The organism is Empedobacter sp. UBA7620 (assembly GCF_002484185.1).
Classification (GTDB): domain Bacteria; phylum Bacteroidota; class Bacteroidia; order Flavobacteriales; family Weeksellaceae; genus Empedobacter; species Empedobacter falsenii_C.
In genome coordinates this window covers 13,390-32,165 of sequence record NZ_DLJI01000021.1, presented here as the reverse complement: position 1 = coordinate 32,165, position 18,776 = coordinate 13,390, and the positions used below count along the sequence as shown (strand labels likewise).

The window sequence follows — 18,776 nt, the reverse complement described above, 5'->3', positions numbered from 1 at the left end:
AGTTTAATTTGCTCTATTTTGTTCCTCGAAATTCACTTTTTTGTTGTTTTCTTTCACTTTGTTATTTCCAAAATTGTAGGTTAAACTAAGTTTTAAACCTCGGTAATCATTGTATTGATTAAATTCTGAACGATAATCGTCATTATACGAATAGCCTTTGTTTTTAATCGTTTTGAATACATCATTTATCACAAAATTGGCTTGTAATTTTTTATCGAAAAACGAAGCTTTAATACCTGGCGAAAACTCCAGTTGATCTTGCAGTTTTATATTGGCATAAGTGAATGGAAGAGTATGCCAGAAATTAATCATCAAAAACCATGTTTTGTCTTTATTCAATGTGATGGTATTGTAAAAAGAGTACGACATCGAATAAACTTTTAACTTTTCCACTTCAGAAATAGTCGGTTTTGTAGTTGTATAAGATGCATTCGCATTAACTGAAGTTTCCCAAATTTTGAAAAAGGTATTGTAATATCCAATATTGAATCCTGTTCTGTTTTGATCATAACTATTTTCTACTACATTGCTGTAAATTCCATCTGAAAAATGTGCAATATTAGACAAATTATTTTGGCTGTATTGATTGTAAAGTCCAAAAGTCAATTTTCCTTTGTACGAATAATTAAGCTCTACATTATCATTGTAAGAAGGTTGTATAGCGGGATTTCCTGTGTAATACATATATGGATTCGTGTACCAGCGAAATGGGTTTAAAGATTGGAAATCGGGACGATTTATTCTTTTGGAATAATTGATACTGAACGAATGATTCGTAGTTGGTTTGTAACTGATATAAGCTGTAGGAAATAATTTTCCATAGTTCTTTTTCAGTCTGCTGTTTTCGTCATTTGGCGTAAAACCTACTAGCGAAGTGTATTCGTATCGTAAACCTGCTTTTGTTGACCATTTTTCGTTGAAATCTTTTTGAAAACTCACATAAGCTGCATAATTATTTTCTTTGTATTGGAAAATATTGCTGTTCGTAGGATTCAAAATAAAATCTATTCCATCAAATTCATAATATCCCACATCCGATTTGTTGTCCAATAATGTATATTTTGCTCCAGTTTCTATGTTCGACCATTTGTATGGCAAAGTAAAATCAGCTTGCATCGAAAGGATCGAATATTTCATTTTACTATTGTTTTGGATTAAAGTTTCGTTGTTATTCAACTCATTTTGCGTATTAAAATCATTGAATTTTTTGGGTGAATTATTTAGAAAATTCGCCGTGAAATTTAGCTTTTTTCCAATGCTATCTAATTTTATGTCATAATAGGCATTCAAGGTATGTGTAGGTGTTGTCCAATGTTGTTTTTGATTGGTATACAAAGTAGAATCGATAATAGAATGTGTTTGGTATCGGCTGATTCCTTTTGTATCCATATCATAATTCATCTTACTATAGCTGTAAATAAATCCTGTATTTTGGTTTTTATTGATTTTGACATCTAAGTTATAATTAACGCTAAAAATTTTCGGATTATCATGTCTTTCTTCGTTTGTATAAATTGCGGTTTCTTTCCCAATAAAATTTTGGCTATTACGTAGCTTGTAATTAATATCACCTTGATTTAATTTTAATGAACTACTTATTTTATTCGATTGATAATTAATCGTTCCGCCCGTTCTGAAACCATTGTAAGAATTTCGTTGATATGAAGAATTTACACTCCCGCTCCAGCCGAGATTGGGATTTTTCTTTAGAATAATATTAATAATCCCACTATTTCCTTGCGCTTCATATTTTGAAGGAGGAGTTGTAATGATTTCAATTTTCGCAATATCATCAGAGCGCAGCGATTGTAGATAATTCGTAAGTTCGCTTCCTGATAAATTAAGCATTCTGTCATTTACCATTACAGCAACATTTCCTTTTCCGACAATAGAAATATTATCATTTAGTACATTCACCATTGGTGTGTTACGTAAAGCGTCCAACGCAGACATTCCTTGTGATGCAATAGAATTTTCGATATTGTAAACAAGTCGATCAACTTTCTGTTCAATCAATTTCTTTTTTGCTGTAATCGTTGCGCCTTCTAGAGTTGTAGCATCTTGAATTTTGATAAGCCCTAAGTCTTTATCTTGCTTGATTTCTATTTCTTGTGAATAAAATTCTACGCCAAATTGTTCTATTTTAAGTAAATAAGTTCCAGTATCTATTTTCATAGAAAATAATCCCAGACTATCTGTATATGCTTGATTGATAAGTAAACTGTCATTTTCGAAAAGAAGAACATCAGCAAATTCAAGTGCTTTGTCATGTTGATTGATTACTTTTCCTTTTATCGAAAATTGTTGCCCAAAAACTGATGAACAAAAGCTAAAGGCAATCAAATAGCAGCTAATCAAAATAAGATTTTTCATATGATATATTAATTTATAACAAAGAAAAAGTATCGAAGAAAGATAAAATTGTAAAAATCGTGCAGCTTAATGTTGCGCATAAATCCAAGCCAATTGTTCTTGTTGAATGCTTGTTTTATTTCTTAATTGATTGGGCGATTGCCCCGTAATTTCTTTAAAATCGCGGATAAAATGGGATTGATCGGTATAATTATTTTGGTAAGCGATATGCGTAAGTTTTTCTTTTTCGAAATGAAGAATAGACTCTAGCGCTTTTCTAAATCGAACTGTTTTCAAAAAAGATTTAGGACTTTGCCCAATCTGATTCATGAATAAACGATATAAAGTCGATTCGTTCATTGAAAGTTGTTTGGCTAAAGGACCAACTTTTAATTCATCTGTTTGTTGAATGAGATATAAGATTTCTTTGGTTTTAGTAGTTAAATAATCTTGATTTAAGCTTTTCAATAGTATATTTTCGAGCATTAAAATTCTTTTCAAAGAATTCTTTTCCTCAAATAATTGTTCTGTAAAATCTGTAGCAGATTTTGGGAAAATCATTTCAAAAACTTCATCACTTTTAATTAATTCATCGTACGAAATATTCGTAAATAAGCGTAGCGCAGCTGGATGAAAAATGATGCAAATTTCATCTAAAGTAGCGTCAATGCTTACATTAAGATTAGATTCATGAAATCCTGATAAATAACTTTTGTATGTAGCATATCCTTTTAAGGTAAAAAGATGTTTGCTTGTTTTATTTTGTTCGAGAATGATTTTATTCTGCTTGTAAATGGCAAGACACAAATTGGTGTTAGGGAAAGTTGAATACTCAACTTTTTCATCCTTTTCAGATTTGAAAAGGATGAAATACTGAACAATATTTTTTAATTCAGGATGATGAGGTTGTATAATTTCGGTTTTCATAAACGTACACGTAATAAAATCAATTTGCGCGATTAACACGTTGATAACGTGTTCTATTCTATAGACGCTTTTGCTTGATGTATGTTACGTGTAAATTCGAATTATTTTTAATCTTCCTCCACAAATTTAGGTTGAGAAGCTTTTATTCCAAAAAATGTTAGGATCATCATGCAGAACATTAAAAAGTATAATGAATAGCTCCAAGTAGAATCGATATCATATAATTTTCCGAAAATAGGAGGTCCAAATGCCGCAATTAAATAACCAACAGATTGTGCCATTCCCGAAATTTTGATTGTTCCAACCATTGTTTTTGTTCTTAATGAGAAGAATAAAATAGAAAGACTAAAGGCAAATCCTCCTGCAATTCCAATTAAAATCGCACTCAAATAACTGAATTTCGCTTTGAAAATTAGCAATGTTATGATTCCAATAAAATATAAAATGGAAGTTATGTAAATCATAATTTTTGGATTTTTCATGCGTGAGGCTAAAACTGGACTTACTAACATGGCGGGTAACATGGCAAGTTGTAAAACCGAAAATACCCAACCTGCATTGTTTTTTGTCATACCAAAATCTATTAGTAATGTAGGTAATAATGCAACCAAACAATAATAAATCAACGATTGTAATCCCATAAAAATACTAATGTTCCATGCTTGTTTTGATTTGAAAATATTGAATTTTACATCCTCTGATTGAACAATTTTTTGTTGAGTTGCTGTTTTATTTTTTAAAGAATCAATACAGACAATTATAAGTGCAGCTATAGCCGCTACAATCCAAACTCCAAGAGAACCTTTCCAACCTAAATTTGTCCAATTTCCAATTGCAATACTCAATCCAGAAGCTAATGCGGCGATTAAACTCATCGAAACCGAAAAAATACCTGTCATAATTCCAATTTTTGTTGGAAACGTATTTTTTATATAGGCTGGTGTCAAAACATTTCCAATACAAATTCCTAATCCAATTAATAAGGAGCCGATATATAACATCGAAATATTGCCGTAAATACGGACGTAAATCCCGATAATTAGAATGATTAAAGAATAAATTAATCCATGTCGAATATTAATTTTTGCAGTGGCTTTACTCACTAAAATTGAACAAAATGCAAATACGAAAAGTGGAATAGAAGTCAATAAACTTGCCTGAAAATTGTCTATTTTTAAGACAGATTTCATTTCATCTAAAATTGGACTAACAGCGGTAATTGGTGCTCTTAGGTTAGTTGAAACTAAAATGACAACTGCAATTCCAATCCAAATATTTTTATTTTTTTCCATTGACTTGATATTTCTAATTCGGTTACAAAATTAATCATGTCGTTTTTATTAATTTTGCCATATATTATATTTAAAACGACAAATAAAATTAACATTTTGTATATCTTGAATTAAAATTCGTCAGTTCGAGTGATTTTTAGAAATGAAATGAATAAAAATTGTATCGAGAATTAAGATGAATTTTATCTTCTAAAACCTTATTCTCGATATAAAATTCTTCCAGAATTTCACTCGAACTGACGGTTTTATTGCTAAAATTATCAAAATGCAAAATGCATAAAATAACTAACAAACAGTGAATTATGGCAAATGGACTTAGAAATGAAAAAACTGAGACCTTAGGCGTTTCGCTTGACGAAGTAAACTTAGCACAAATGAATTTGAAAGGAGTTGCCAAAAACACTCCTTTCGATTTCAATGAAAATTTAAGTCGTCAATTTGAAGCGAATGTCTATCTAAAACGAGAAGATTTACAAGTCGTCCGTTCGTACAAATTGCGTGGTGCTTATAATAAAATCGTTCAGTTATCAGAACAAGAAAAAAATAATGGTGTGATCTGCGCAAGTGCAGGAAATCACGCACAAGGTGTCGCATATTCGTGTCAACAATTAAACATTAAAGGTAAAATTGTAATGCCTACTACGACACCTCAACAAAAAATAAAACAAGTAAAATGGTTTGGGAAAGATCAAATCGAAATCATTTTACATGGTGATACATTTGATGATGCATCGGCTTTTGCACATCAATTATCCCAAGAAGGAAATATTACATTTATTCATCCTTTTGATGACGAAAAAGTAATCGCAGGACAAGGAACTGTTGCTTTAGAAATTTTGAATCAATGCAATCAACCAATCGATTATATTTTCGTGCCAATTGGCGGTGGAGGTTTAGCATCTGGCGTTATTTCTGTGATGAAAACACTTAGTCCAAACACCAAAATTATTGGCGTAGAACCGAGTGGCGCAGCAAGTATGGCAGAAGCTATCAAACAAAAACAATCTGTTGCATTAGCGAAGATTGACCCTTTTGTAGATGGCGCAGCTGTAAAAAAAGCAGGTGAAAAAACCTACAAAATCTGTGCAGAAGGTTTAGAAACAACTTGTGCTGTTCCAGAAGGAAAAGTTTGTTCGAGCATTTTGCGTTTGTACAATGAAGACGCAATTGTTGTAGAACCAGCAGGCGCTTTGAGTGTTTCGGCTTTAGATTTTTTCAAGGAAGAAATCAAAGGAAAAAATGTGGTTTGCGTGCTTAGTGGAAGCAACAACGACATTACGCGAATGGAAGAAATAAAAGAAAGAAGTTTGCAATATGAAGGTTTGAAACATTATTTCATTATCAATTTTCCTCAACGTGCTGGCGCTTTAAAAGAATTAGTGAACGAAGTTTTGGGTGAAAATGATGACATCACTTACTTTCAATACACGCAAAAAAATAACAAAGAAACAGGTCCAGCAGTAGTTGGCATTGAATTAGACAAAAAAGAAGATTTAGATGGTTTAATTTTTAGATTAGAAAATCATCATTTCGACTATCAATATCTTAACACAGACAACACACTCTTTTCGTTAATGATTGGATAATTTTTCCATCATTAATATACTATTCAAAAAAAGCAAAGCTTCTATTTAGTTAGAAACTTTGCTTTTTAATTTATTAATTATTCAACAACCAATTTTTTAACTCATCAAAATTATTGTTCATCACCACTTTATTTGATTGTTTCGATTTCAATTCTTCGACTTCTTTTGGATAGACAATTTTATCTCGTATTTCTTTCGGAAAAACTTCAGGAAATTTACACGGATGCGCTGTCGATAAAAATACCACTAACTCTTTTTCATCTTGCTTTTTCGCTTGGTATTCCTTCGCTGCCAACCACGCAATCGACGTATGCGGACAAGCAATGTAATCATATTCTTGATTAATTTTAACAATTGCATTTGTCGTTTCAATATCTGAAAAAGCTTTTGAAACCATTTTTGATTTTAATTGCTCCATATCTTGCTCGAAAAATTCCATCACACGAACCCAATTGCTCGGATTTCCAACATCCATCGCATTCGAAAACGTTTGTACAGAAGGTTTGGGTAGATAATTTTCGGTTTTTAAAAATAATGGAACAGTATCATTCGCATTTGTAGCCGCAACAAATTGTTCTACTTCCAATCCTAATTTTGAAGCCAAAATACCTGCTGTAATATTCCCGAAATTTCCACTCGGAACAACAAAAGAAACTTTCTCAAAACCTTTTCTTTTTGCTTGGGCAAATGCCTCGAAATAATAGAAAGATTGCGGAATTAAGCGAGCAATATTAATTGAATTTGCTGAGGTTAAGTTTAGATTTTTCATTAAATCTTTGTCTAAAAAAGCTCGCTTGACCAATGCTTGACAATCATCAAAAGTTCCGTCGATTTCTATGGCACGAATATTTTTTCCATTCGCCGTTAATTGCAATTCTTGTATCAGCGACACTTTTCCTTTTGGATACAAAATCGTTACTCTCGTTCCTTCTACTCCCAGAAAGCCAAGTGCTACAGCGCCTCCTGTATCGCCAGAAGTTGCGACCAAAACATCTAACAATTGATTATCTTTTTTTGAATAATGTGCCATCACGCGACTCATAAATCTTGCTCCAAAATCTTTAAAAGCAAAAGAAGGTCCGTGAAATAATTCCAAAATAGCTAAATCATCTTCTAAAAACACCAAAGGCGCAGGAAAATTAATTACATCATCAATTAAATTATTAATCGTTTCTTCAGAAAAATCATCTTTTAATAAGTGATTTGTCACCTTTTTCGCAATCTCTTGAAATGAATAATTTTCAATAGAATTCAACCAATTTTCATCTAATTTTTCCAACGACAAAGGCATATACAATCCTTTATCTTCTGGCAAAGATTGGAAAACCGCTTGTTTAAAATCAACTCTGTTCTTATGATTATTTGTACTATATAATTTCATTTTTAGTGTTTTATGTAAGGTCCTTGTTGATTGATTTTAGAAACAAATGATAAATGTTCAATTTCTTTTATCGTCAAAAAATCATTTAGTTTTTGTTCGATATTTTCTGCACCCAATTTACTTTTAGATAACGCCATAACTGTTGGTCCAGAACCAGAAATACCGAATGTTAATGCATTATTTTCGAGCGAAATACTTTTCATTTCATTAAAATATGGAATCAATAAAGAACGATTTGGTTCGATAATATCATCTTGCATCGAACGACCAATCTCTTCGTAATCATTCTCATAAAGCGCTGCAACCAAACTTGCAATATTTCCCCATTGCTTTATTGCTTTACTCAATTGCACTTTATCTTTAATTAATTTGCGCGCATCCTTTGTTGGCACTTCTACTTTTGAGTAAATCAGTGTGACATATAAATTTTCAGGAACAGGTAAAGAACGCACCAAAATCGGCTCATAAGAAGGAATCAACGTAATTCCTCCAAACAACGATGGCGCAACATTATCCGCATGAGCAGCGCCACAAGCCAATCGTTCGCCTTCCATACAATAAGGCAAAAGCTCATTTTTAGAAAGTGGTTTTCCTAATAATTCATTCAATGCAAAAAGTCCAGAAACTGTGCTCGCCGCGCTTGAACCTAAACCACTTCCAATTGGCATTTTTTTGTGTAATTCTATCGATAATCCAAAAGAATCTTGTAGACCTAAATCACAAAATAATTTCCATGCCGAATGAGAAACTGTATTTTTCATCGCATCCAAAGGCAATTTACCCTCGTCACCTGTAATTGTCAGAATTTCGATTCCTAACTTTTCTGTCTTTTTCATGATTACCTCATCACCTGGATAATCCACCGCAAAGCCCAAAATATCATATCCACAGATCATATTGGCAACTGTTGCAGGAGCAAAAACATGTACTTTATCTAAAAACTTCGCTTGATCAAGCTTATATTTATTTTCGATTATTTGATTCATCTTTTATCGTATTGAACTTATATTAACTAAATCTGCAAAAACGCCAGCTGCTGTAACTTCTGCACCAGCTCCAGGTCCTTTCACAACCAAAGGACGTTCCTTGTAACGCGCTGTTGTAAAAGAAATAATATTATCGCTTCCAGACAAGGCATAAAACGGATGTTGATTATCCACCAATTCTAACGAAATTGATATTTTTCCATCTTCTAAAATCCCGATGTAACGAATCACTTTCTGCTCCTCATCTGCTTGATGTTTTATCTTTTCGAAATAATCATTTTCGTTGACTAATTCTTGATAAAAATCTTCTACAGTTGCAGCTTCTAAACAAGATTTAGGCAAAATAGAATCGATTTTTACATCTCCCGCTTCAATTTCGTAACCATTGTCACGAGCAAGAATCAACATTTTTCGCATAAAATCTATTCCACTCAAATCATCGCGAGGATCTGGTTCTGTATAACCTAATTCTTGCGCTTTTTTTACAATTTCGGCAAATGTATTTTCACCTTTAAAATGATTAAATATATACGAAATTGTTCCTGATAAAATTGCTTCAATTTTTAAGATTTGATCTCCACTCATTCTTAAATCTTTCAACACGCTAATAATTGGTAAACCTGCTCCAACATTTGTTTCGTAAAGAAAATCAATACCATATTTTCGAGCAGTTTCTTTCAATTTTTTATACTCTTGATAAGAAGATGAATTCGCAATTTTATTACATGTCACAACCGAAATACTGCTTTCAAAAATTTGTTTGTAATAATTTGGCAAATCAGAACTCGCAGTATTATCTACAAAAACACAATTTGGTAAATTATACTGTTTCATTTTTTGGATAAATTCATTCAAATCAGCTGGAGAAGAAGAATTTTCTAATTCATTTTTCCAATTCGATAAATTAATTCCGTTTTCATCAAACATCATTTTTTTTGAATTTGATAATCCAACCAATTTTATTTCGATATCATTATTTTTTGCTAAAAAATCTTTCTGTTTTTCTAATTGATTTAAAAATGTCGACCCAATATTTCCTACTCCAACATTGAAAACATGAATTGTTTTTTTCAAATGATTAAAAAACGCATCATGTACCGCATTTAAAGCTTTTGACAAATCATTTTCGTTAATCACAACCGAAATATTATACTCCGAAGAACCTTGCGCAATCGCTCTGACATTGATTCCATTTCGTCCTAATGCATAAAATAACTTGCCCGAAACACCAACCATTTTCTTCATGTTTTCTCCAACAATTGCAATAATTCCGAGATTTTCTTCAATTTCAATTGGTTCCAACCATTTTGCTGCAATTTCCAAACAAAACTCTTCTTCAATTAATTGCTTTGCTTTTTCGACTTCATTATGATGAATGGCAAGCGTGATACTATGCTCTGACGAAGATTGCGTAATCAACACAATGTTGATATGATGTTGCGCTAAAAGTGAAAAAAGTTTTCCACTAAAGCCCAATTTGCCAACCAAGCCGCTTCCTTTTATATTGACTAATGCAATATCTTTGATCGACGAAATTCCTTTAATTGGATAATCTGTTGGTTGCGAATCGAACTGAATTTTTGTTCCCTCAAAATCCGGTTGAAATGTGTTTTTAATTAAAATCGGAATTCGAAGTTTAAAAGCTGGAGCCATTGTTGGCGGATAAATCACTTTCGCACCGAAATACGACAATTCCATCGCTTCTGTATACGATAAATTTTCTAACGAAAAAGCTTTGTTCACAAAACGAGGATCCGCCGTCATCATTCCATTTACATCTGTCCAAATTTCAATTTGTTCTGCATGTAAAGCCGCACCAATCAAAGCCGCAGTGTAATCAGAACCTCCTCTTCCCAAAGTTGTCACTCGTCCTTCTTCATTAGCAGCAATAAACCCTGTTACAACTAATAATTTATCCGAATAATCTTTTGCTAATTGTTGAATATTCTGAAACGATTTTTCCTCGATAACATTCGCTTGACCAAAATTATGATCAGTCAAAATATAATCTGATGCATTAATCGCCAATGAATTTCCAACATGCTCTTGCATTACTTTTGCTATTAATAAAGCACTACATCTTTCGCCGAAACTCAAAATCAAATCTTTTGTTTGAGGGCTTAATTCTTTCAGAATTTCCACCCCTTCTAATAATGCTTCCAACTCATTCATCAACAATTTTAATTTTGTTAAAATCGGATTTTGATTCGGCACATCGATTAAAGCTTTTACAATTTCGAAATGTTTTTCTTGAAAAAGTTTTAAATCATTTTCATCAAAACTTCCTGATGAAGCTTCTTCGGACAATTTGGTTAATAAATTGGTCAAACCAGAAATAGCAGACATAACCAAAATAATCGAGTTATTTTGTTGCCTTTCTTGTTTAACAATTTCTACGACCGCGCGGATACTTTCTACCGATCCGACTGATGTTCCTCCGAATTTTAAAACTTTCATAATTTAAATTTTGATCATAAAAAAAGCATCTTTCTTTTGAGAAGATGCTTTTGCATTATTTTTTTAGAATTAAATACATAACAAGACTCCTCTAAGTGTGAACACTAGAAGTCGTCGTAATTGAAATAATTGTATTTAATCCGTTTTGTTTCATTATTGATAACGAATATACAAACTTTTTAATAAATCATCAATAATTTATTGATTTTTTTTATTTTTATTTCACAGAATCTTTCTTTACAGCTGTCGAATCTGTTGTTGTTACTATAGGTTTTACATCGCTTGAATAACCAACAACAATTCCATCTAACTTATCTATTCTTTTTACTTTAAATGTTTCTGTTCCTTCTGCTCCTTTAAAAGATACCTTATAAACAGCTTCGTAAACTGTTTTGTCTCCATCCTCAAGAGGCGTCATTTTTTCGAAATTATAAACATCTACAGGTCCATACTGTTTAGTTACTGCATTCAAATCTTCTACATTTACACCTTCCACTTTTGCGAAAAGAGAATCTGGTTTATCCGCTCTATATTTATAAACATCTAAAATTGCTTCTTTTACTTTGTAGTCTGGTAAATCTGATTTTTTATTACATGCTGTTAAAGCTAAAATTCCTCCAACGATAAGTAATGCACTTGCTTTCATAATTCCAATTTTTTTGTGTTAATTGATTATAACTAATTTAGTGATAATTAAATTTAAAAACAAGTATTTTTATTAAAATCAATTAGATACAATTAAAAAGTCGATTCTATAATAGAATCGACTTTTAATATATTTCTTTTTAAAATGATTTTTATACTTCAAAATTGACGTAAAAGCCTTCGTGACCACGAACATTAAAAACTGTATTATCTTCAAAAATTAAGTATTGACCTTTTATCCCTTTCAAAACACCTTCTATTTCATGTGTCTTTTTTAGGTTTAATGATTTTACTTTTTCTGGATAAGATAAAACTGGATATTCTAACTTCCAAACGTCTGGTTCATCAACCAAAAATTGTTGAAAATCTGGATTCACTTCATTTCTGATTTCGTGATACTTTTCGAATAAATTAATTTCTGGCACATCATTTTTCAACATTCTTTGCCAATTCGTTTTATCTGCAATAACATTTTTCAACGAAACCTCTATCATTCCAGCTTCATAACGATTATCTGTTCGGGCAATAATAATAGCTTCAGAAGCTCCTTGATCAATCCAACGTGTCGGAACTTGCGTTAAACGTGTTACACCAACTTTAATTCCGGACGAATTTGCCAAATACACAATATGCGGTTGTAATTCGAATTTCGTTTCAAACTCTAAATCACGTTGTACAATTCCCAAATGTGCTGTTGAAAGTTCTGGATTGATGATACTTGGATTAGCTTCTGGAACTGTAAAAAAACAATTTTTACAATATCCCATCTGATAAATCTCTTTGTCCTCGTGACAGTTTAAACATTCGTAATGATCAAAGTTAATCTTGATTTTTTTTCCTAACAATTGATTCATAACGATAAAATCATCTTTGAAATTCCAATAATAATTGATTGGCGTTCCATTTTCAGTTGTCATTTTACGAATTTGTCCTTCAAACTGCATCTTGCTAAAAAAGTTTAATTAATTTTGTGTAAATCTACAAAACTTTTAGCGGATGGGAATAGTCAATAAGATTATGGAAATTATGATGCGTAGCCGAATGAATGTCATCGAGGAAAGCATTAAAAATCCAGTTGGTACGCAAGAACGTGTGTTATTTGAGAATATCAAAAAAGCCAAATCGACTATTTACGGAAAAGAATTTCATTTTGATGAAATCAAAACGACACAGAAATTTCAAGAACAAGTTCCTGCGGTGCATTACGAGGATTTTCAACCTTATATTGAATTAGCGAGAAAAGGTGAAAAAGATGTCACTTGGCATGGAAAAATAAAGTGGTTTGCAAAATCTTCTGGAACAACAAATGCGAAAAGTAAGTTTATTCCGATTAGTAATGAATCCTTAGAAGATTGCCATTACGCAGCAGGAAAAACAATGTTTGCGTTGTACTTAAATGCTTATCCCGAAACGGATATTTTCATGCACAAAAACCTAAGAATTGGCGGAAGTAGTGAACTTTATCAAAAATATGATACGCGTTTTGGTGATTTATCAGCTATTTTGATTGATAATTTACCTTTTTATGCTGAGATGAAAAATATTCCGAATCGTGAGATTTCTTTAATGTCTGATTGGAATGTGAAGATGAATGCGATTATCAATGCAACAAAAAATGAAGATGTTGGTTCTTTAACTGGTGTTCCTTCATGGATGCTGGTTGTATTGAACAAATTATTAGCCGAAACTGGAAAGAATTATTTGGACGAATTATGGCCAAATCTCGAAGTGTTTTTTCATGGTGGAATCAGCTTCAAACCTTATGCAGAAAACTATAATTTAATCACTCAAAAAAAATTAAATTATTTCGAATTATATAATGCTTCTGAAGGTTTTTTTGGTATTCAGGATCAATTGCTCAGCAAAGATTTATTGTTATTATTAGACAACGGAATCTTTTACGAATTTATTCCAATGGAAGAATTTGGTTCAGAAACTCAACGGTTTTTAACAATTGGAGAAGTTGAAGTTGGTAAAAATTACGCCATGGTAATTACAACAAATGGAGGTTTGTGGCGCTATATTATTGGTGATACGGTTCGCTTTACATCTACAAATCCTCATCGAATTGTTGTTTCTGGACGAACAAAACATTATATCAATGCATTTGGCGAAGAATTGATGATAGAAAATGCAGAAGAAGCTTTGAAACGTGCTTGTATGCAAACAAATTCAATTGTTTCTGAATATAGTGCTGGTCCAATTTTTATGCAAGGGAAAGAAAAAGGCGCGCATGAATGGGTAATCGAATTTGATAAAGAACCTGAAAATTTTGAGCAATTTATTGATTGTTTAGACAAAGGTTTGCAAGAAGTTAATTCAGATTACGAAGCAAAACGTTACAATAATATGACACTTAATCGCCCAATTGTACACAAAGCTCGCAAAAAATTATTCATCGAATGGATGGCTTCTCGTGGTAAGTTAGGTGGACAAAATAAAGTTCCGAGGCTAGCAAACACACGCGAATTTATTGAACCATTAATTGAATTAAATAATCGATCATAACAAAAAAAGAGAATCAATATGATTCTCTTTTTTTGTTCTATCTTATTCGAATTCGAATACTTGGATTGACTAAAACTTTTTTCAGTAATCCTTTCAATAAAATATTATCATTTACGCTACATGTAATTGTATTTCCATTTGAATAATCAACTTTGACTTCATAGGTTCCGTAGCCAAATTTTCGGATATCGATTTCTTTATCTGTACTAATAACACTAGTTGCACTACTATTCAATCCTTCAATTTTATACCATTTGTATGTTGTATAACTATTTCCATAGAATTTACTAGTTGATAAAATATAAGTTAATGGATTAGAACCATCAATTTTGTGATCAATCCAATCTGCTCCTAACCCTTCAAAAGCACCAGGATTATATGGATCATAGGTTATATTGTTATTGTTCTGATTCGCGATTGTACTTTGCTCACCAAAATGTAACAATTGACCAGATGCATTGATATCTTTTAGATTACCAAAATTAAAGTTAGTTGCCGAACCTGTAATATTCAAATTAGCTCTTGTTCCTATGATGCTACTTTGCAGAAATGTGACCTCGCAAGGCGTTCCTCCTAAAATTAAATTTTCTACTGTTTGAGTTTTTGAAGCATCTAGAGTATAACTTTTACCAGAAGAAAATTCTAGATTTTTAATGTTATTAATTCCCTTTATACTTCCACTACCTCTAAAGGTAACAGCGTTAAAGCTTGTTGTTCCGTTTGTCGAATTAATGCTGGCATTTGCTCTACTTTCAAAAACCACATTATTGAACCGCTGACCGTCATAAGTTGACAAACCATAACTTGCTGTTGTACTTCCTGTAAAAATTAGTTGAGAAGTCCCCGCATTTATCGTAACATAAGCAGAATTTGTATGAAAGTACGGAGAGTTGTTTGGTAAATAAAAATTTGATGAACCCATACTTATTGTTCTTGGTTTAGTATCTGAATTAGCATAAAATCGTCCATAAATTATTACATCATTATTGTTGGTAATCCATGTACCTGCTTGATGGTACAACTCATATCCTATTTTATAGTTATCTAATAAGCTTATCGTATTTTCTTCTTCAAAATAAATAGTAACAGCGCTACTTCCAGATATCACATCATTACTTTTTATTGTTTTAGCCTCTCCTGTATGACGATAGAAAATTTTATTGAGATTAATTGTTCCCATTCCGTTCTGCCACTCACTAGATCCATAGATATTGATAGTCTGAGAGCCAGTTTGTGTTAATATTGGAGGAACTGCACTTCCGGAGAATGTAATATTTCGAGTGTAAGAAGTATTGTCTACAGTTATAGTCTTGTTTGCAGATGTAAAACCAGAACCTTGGTTAAAAATCGTATTATCTGATGGACCAGGAACACAATAACCTCCCATACCATTGCTACTCTGTGACCAATGCATTTTATCATTCCAATTACCAGATCCACCAACCCAATAAAGCTCCTGACCAGCTATCTTAGGAAACTGCCATCCAGGATTGTTATTACCATTATCAATTGAATTTTGCGCAATAAACGCAGCACCTCCATTACCCGATATATCTTGCATAATAACACCAGATACATTAACAGTGACATTAGATGCAGCCTCAATTTTTGCCAAGCTTCCTGATTTGCTAGAATTAATTGTTAACCAGCCTCCACATTGTGGTGTTGAAGCTGATAATAAATTGGTTATAGTTTGGGTTGCCCCAGCAGGAAAACTGTAGTTTTTAGTTGGAGCTAAAATTAAGTTATAAAAATGATTGTTCCCATTGATTGTTCCATTCCCTTTAAATTCAACCTGATTAAAATATGCTGTCCCTGTTTGTGCGCTTATCGATCCAGCCGATGAAGAATTATCAAAGCTTACATTATAATATCGTTGATTTTCACCTGCTATAAGTCCATAACTATTGCTTGTTGTATTTGTAAAGTGTATATGTGATGTTCCTGCATTAATCGTGGTTAAGCTTGAGTTTGTTTGAAAATATGGAACGGTGTAGGGTAAATAGAAGTTTGAGCTGCCCATGTTTATTACCTTAGGTTTTGAACCATATATTGCATAAAATCGACCATTAATAGTAACTTGATGATTGTTAGTTGTCCATACTCCTGCCTGATGATAAAGTTCATAATTTACAATAAAATCGTCTAGCAAACTAATCGAATTTTCTTCTTCAAAATAAATACTAGAACTAGCTGAGCCTAGTTTTACACCATTACTTTTTATGGTTTTCGCCTCTCCTGTATGACGGTAATAAATATTTGACAAATTAATCGTTCCCATTCCTTCTTGCCATTCACTTGAACCGTAAATATTTAACGTTTGGGATCCGCTTTCTGTTAACGTTGGTGGATTAGAACTATCAACAAAAGAAATATTGTGAGTATAAGACGTTTTATCTAAAATGATTGTTTTATCGTTTAACGTAAATCCTGATCCTCTATCAACAAATGTATTATCATTAGGACCAGGAGAACAGTAACCGCCAGTACCACCTGAGGTTTTGGACCAATGTGTTCTATCGTTCCAATTACCAGAACCACCAACCCAATATAAATCTTGCCCTACAGTTGAAGGAATTGTCCAACCAGTATTTATACCTTCTCCAATTGAATTATTAGCAATAAAATTAGCTCCTCCCGATGCTGTAATGTTTTTCAGAATAGTACCAGAAACAATTATACTTACATCAGAAGCTCCAACTATTTCAGTTGTTGTTCCGTAGCTATTAGATGATATATTAGACCATCCTTCGCAGACTGGAGTGTTCACAGAAAATAAATTGGTAATCGTTTGTTTTTTATTAGCTTCAATAATATAATTTTTTGTAGGTGCAAAAATCAAAGCTTTAAATGTGTTATTCCCCGAAATACTTCCATTGCCCTTAAACTCAACCTGATTAAAATTTGCCGAACCTGATAAATTTATATTTGCTTGTTCTTCAAAAGTAACATTGTAAAAATTCTGTCCTTGATAAGCTGTTAAGCCATAGGTATTAGATGTTACTTTTCCTGTAAAATAAATATGAGAAGTCCCAGCATTAATTGTTGTAGCAGCAAAGTTTGTATGAAAATAAGGAGTAGAAGTTGTTAAATAAATTTTAGAACTTCCAAATTCTATGGTTCTTGGTGTATTTCCTTGGTTTGCATAGAAACGTCCGTCTATCTTTATTTGATGACTGTTCGTGATCCACGTGCCAGCATTATGGTATAATTCGTAACCTACTTGAAAATCATCTAATAAACTTATTGAAGTTCTTTCTTCAAAAACAACAATCGAATTTGTTGACCCTGTAATTGTTCCATTACTTTTTATCGTCTTCGCCTCGCCTGTGTGACGATAATAAATTTTTGAAACATTAATCATTCCCATTCCTACTTGCCACTCACTCGAACCATAAATATTTAAAGTTTGAGTACCGATTTGTGTTAAAATTGGAACGATTGTACTCGCAGAAAAGGTTATATTATGACAATTCACTATATTGTCTATCGTTACCGTTTTACTTGAAGCTGAAAAACCTGAATTAATATCAAAAAAAACATTATCCGTTGGTCCTGGAACTACAGACGGTAAAGATACTCCTCCAGAAGTTGTTCGCCAATGGTTAATATCTGTCCAATTTCCGCTTCCTCCAACCCAATAATAATCAGCCGCGAAAGTAAAAATAGCGCATAGAAATGCTAGAAAACTTAAAATTTTCTTCATAGAAATAGCTTTAGAAATAGGATTATTTTACTTTAAATACAATATTCATAAATGTATTTTCCGTCACCATTGGGTTAGATAAAATAGAATATTTTAAAACCCCATTATCGTCCAAAGTAATTTTAGATGGATCAAAGACTTGATTATCAAAATACGTTACAAAGTATTCTAAATCTGTTTTGTTTAAGACTGGAATACTAGTTGCAGAAGGACTTTTTAATGCACTTTTTTTAACTCCACTAACATTTCCTGATAAATCAAATTGACTTTTATAAATTTCGAACAACTTTACATTAAACATAGAAGTAGCACTATCATACCAAATTGTAGAAGACGAATCGGTTGAAACTCCTGCTATATCAGTTGGCAAAGCAATAGAAGGTGCATAGAAATAAGAAACAACTTTTTTATATCCTAAATTTAACGGTTCCCACTTTTTTGTCATATCACCAGACCAATACCATAATCCTAATGCATCAATATCAGGAGTTGTATTCGTCGAAATAGCATTTGCATAAACAAGTGTTCCTGCTTTTAGATCTGTTGTAGACATCGCCTCTATTTGATTTCCACTCATCATTGGAAAAGCTACACCTGCTTTATCTCCACTTTTGTAATTTGCATCGATAGCTACATCAAGTGTTGCATTTGGATTAGATGTACCTATACCTACTTGTGCTAACAAAATGTTCATAAAACAAAATGAAATTGCTAATAATAAATTGATTTTCATAAATTTTTTGGAAATTTTGCGCAAAGGTATTGTTTTAATTATCAATAAGCTACTGATAACTAATTTATACCATTAATTATACTCATTAAATCATTATTAAAGTTTAAATTTACTCTTAAGAGAAAAAATACCTATTAATGCGAAGTACGAATTTATCTGAACTTAAGTTCCACCAAATTGTGGAAAATAAGTTTCAAATTTAC

The 18,776-nt window shown here is 32.1% G+C and carries 12 protein-coding genes; 2 read left to right on the top strand and 10 right to left on the bottom strand.

Annotated elements, in window-relative coordinates:
* Nucleotides 1-3: 3 nt before the first annotated feature.
* From B2217_RS04100 to B2217_RS04090, 3 genes are all read right to left on the bottom strand, one after another.
* The gene (locus B2217_RS04100; protein WP_114999339.1) at nucleotides 4-2,373 is read right to left on the bottom strand and encodes a TonB-dependent receptor domain-containing protein; all 2,370 of its coding nucleotides are present in this window, start codon (nucleotides 2,371-2,373) and stop codon (nucleotides 4-6) included.
* 66 nt (nucleotides 2,374-2,439) lie between these two features.
* Nucleotides 2,440-3,279: an AraC family transcriptional regulator gene (locus tag B2217_RS04095; RefSeq protein WP_291122120.1), complete on the bottom strand. Its 840-nt coding sequence runs from the start codon at nucleotides 3,277-3,279 to the stop codon at nucleotides 2,440-2,442.
* Nucleotides 3,280-3,386: 107 nt separating this feature from the next.
* Nucleotides 3,387-4,571: a CynX/NimT family MFS transporter gene (locus B2217_RS04090; protein WP_114999342.1), complete on the bottom strand. Its 1,185-nt coding sequence runs from the start codon at nucleotides 4,569-4,571 to the stop codon at nucleotides 3,387-3,389.
* A 302-nt stretch (nucleotides 4,572-4,873) separates the two neighbouring features.
* Here B2217_RS04090 and ilvA point away from each other — a divergent pair, with 302 nt between their 5' ends.
* Entirely contained in the window at nucleotides 4,874-6,157 is a 1,284-nt protein-coding gene (ilvA, locus tag B2217_RS04085; protein ID WP_180905466.1) for a threonine ammonia-lyase IlvA, read from the top strand.
* 73 nt (nucleotides 6,158-6,230) lie between these two features.
* Here the strand turns inward: ilvA and thrC are convergent, their stop codons facing one another.
* The 5 genes from thrC to B2217_RS04060 form a co-directional block, all read right to left on the bottom strand.
* The gene (gene thrC / locus B2217_RS04080; RefSeq protein WP_291122119.1) at nucleotides 6,231-7,538 is read right to left on the bottom strand and encodes a threonine synthase; all 1,308 of its coding nucleotides are present in this window, start codon (nucleotides 7,536-7,538) and stop codon (nucleotides 6,231-6,233) included.
* Between the two features lie 2 nt (nucleotides 7,539-7,540).
* On the bottom strand, nucleotides 7,541-8,524 hold the full coding sequence (locus B2217_RS04075; RefSeq protein ID WP_180905468.1) for a homoserine kinase: 984 nt from the start codon (nucleotides 8,522-8,524) through the stop codon (nucleotides 7,541-7,543).
* Nucleotides 8,525-8,527: 3 nt separating this feature from the next.
* On the bottom strand, nucleotides 8,528-10,981 hold the full coding sequence (thrA, locus tag B2217_RS04070) for a bifunctional aspartate kinase/homoserine dehydrogenase I (RefSeq protein ID WP_291122118.1): 2,454 nt from the start codon (nucleotides 10,979-10,981) through the stop codon (nucleotides 8,528-8,530).
* A 217-nt stretch (nucleotides 10,982-11,198) separates the two neighbouring features.
* Nucleotides 11,199-11,627 carry a hypothetical protein gene (locus B2217_RS04065; RefSeq protein WP_180905470.1) on the bottom strand — a complete coding sequence of 143 codons (429 nt, stop codon included), beginning with the start codon at nucleotides 11,625-11,627 and terminating at the stop codon, nucleotides 11,199-11,201.
* A gap of 151 nt (nucleotides 11,628-11,778) precedes the next feature.
* Nucleotides 11,779-12,570 (bottom strand): DUF2797 domain-containing protein, encoded by a 792-nt coding sequence (locus tag B2217_RS04060; protein WP_180905471.1) that lies wholly within the window; start codon nucleotides 12,568-12,570, stop codon nucleotides 11,779-11,781.
* Between the two features lie 52 nt (nucleotides 12,571-12,622).
* Between B2217_RS04060 and B2217_RS04055 the strand changes: the two genes are divergently transcribed.
* Nucleotides 12,623-14,134: a GH3 auxin-responsive promoter family protein gene (locus B2217_RS04055; RefSeq protein WP_180905472.1), complete on the top strand. Its 1,512-nt coding sequence runs from the start codon at nucleotides 12,623-12,625 to the stop codon at nucleotides 14,132-14,134.
* 37 nt (nucleotides 14,135-14,171) lie between these two features.
* Here the strand turns inward: B2217_RS04055 and B2217_RS04050 are convergent, their stop codons facing one another.
* Nucleotides 14,172-17,840 carry a hypothetical protein gene (locus tag B2217_RS04050; RefSeq protein ID WP_180905473.1) on the bottom strand — a complete coding sequence of 1,223 codons (3,669 nt, stop codon included), beginning with the start codon at nucleotides 17,838-17,840 and terminating at the stop codon, nucleotides 14,172-14,174.
* Between the two features lie 22 nt (nucleotides 17,841-17,862).
* The gene (locus B2217_RS04045) at nucleotides 17,863-18,573 is read right to left on the bottom strand and encodes a hypothetical protein (protein WP_180905474.1); all 711 of its coding nucleotides are present in this window, start codon (nucleotides 18,571-18,573) and stop codon (nucleotides 17,863-17,865) included.
* Between the last annotated feature and the right edge of the window lie 203 nt (nucleotides 18,574-18,776).

Excerpts from the sequence above, each read along its gene's own strand:
- ilvA (WP_180905466.1), top strand. The coding sequence starts at position 4,874 with ATGGCAAATGGACTTAGAAATGAAAAAACTGAGACCTTAGGCGTTTCG.
- B2217_RS04100 (WP_114999339.1), bottom strand. The coding sequence starts at position 2,373 with ATGAAAAATCTTATTTTGATTAGCTGCTATTTGATTGCCTTTAGCTTT.
- B2217_RS04090 (WP_114999342.1), bottom strand. The coding sequence starts at position 4,571 with ATGGAAAAAAATAAAAATATTTGGATTGGAATTGCAGTTGTCATTTTA.
- thrC (WP_291122119.1), bottom strand. The coding sequence starts at position 7,538 with ATGAAATTATATAGTACAAATAATCATAAGAACAGAGTTGATTTTAAA.
- B2217_RS04075 (WP_180905468.1), bottom strand. The coding sequence starts at position 8,524 with ATGAATCAAATAATCGAAAATAAATATAAGCTTGATCAAGCGAAGTTT.
- thrA (WP_291122118.1), bottom strand. The coding sequence starts at position 10,981 with ATGAAAGTTTTAAAATTCGGAGGAACATCAGTCGGATCGGTAGAAAGT.
- B2217_RS04045 (WP_180905474.1), bottom strand. The coding sequence starts at position 18,573 with ATGAAAATCAATTTATTATTAGCAATTTCATTTTGTTTTATGAACATT.
- B2217_RS04095 (WP_291122120.1), bottom strand. The coding sequence starts at position 3,279 with ATGAAAACCGAAATTATACAACCTCATCATCCTGAATTAAAAAATATT.
- B2217_RS04055 (WP_180905472.1), top strand. The coding sequence starts at position 12,623 with ATGGGAATAGTCAATAAGATTATGGAAATTATGATGCGTAGCCGAATG.
- B2217_RS04065 (WP_180905470.1), bottom strand. The coding sequence starts at position 11,627 with ATGAAAGCAAGTGCATTACTTATCGTTGGAGGAATTTTAGCTTTAACA.
- B2217_RS04060 (WP_180905471.1), bottom strand. The coding sequence starts at position 12,570 with ATGCAGTTTGAAGGACAAATTCGTAAAATGACAACTGAAAATGGAACG.
- B2217_RS04050 (WP_180905473.1), bottom strand. The coding sequence starts at position 17,840 with ATGAAGAAAATTTTAAGTTTTCTAGCATTTCTATGCGCTATTTTTACT.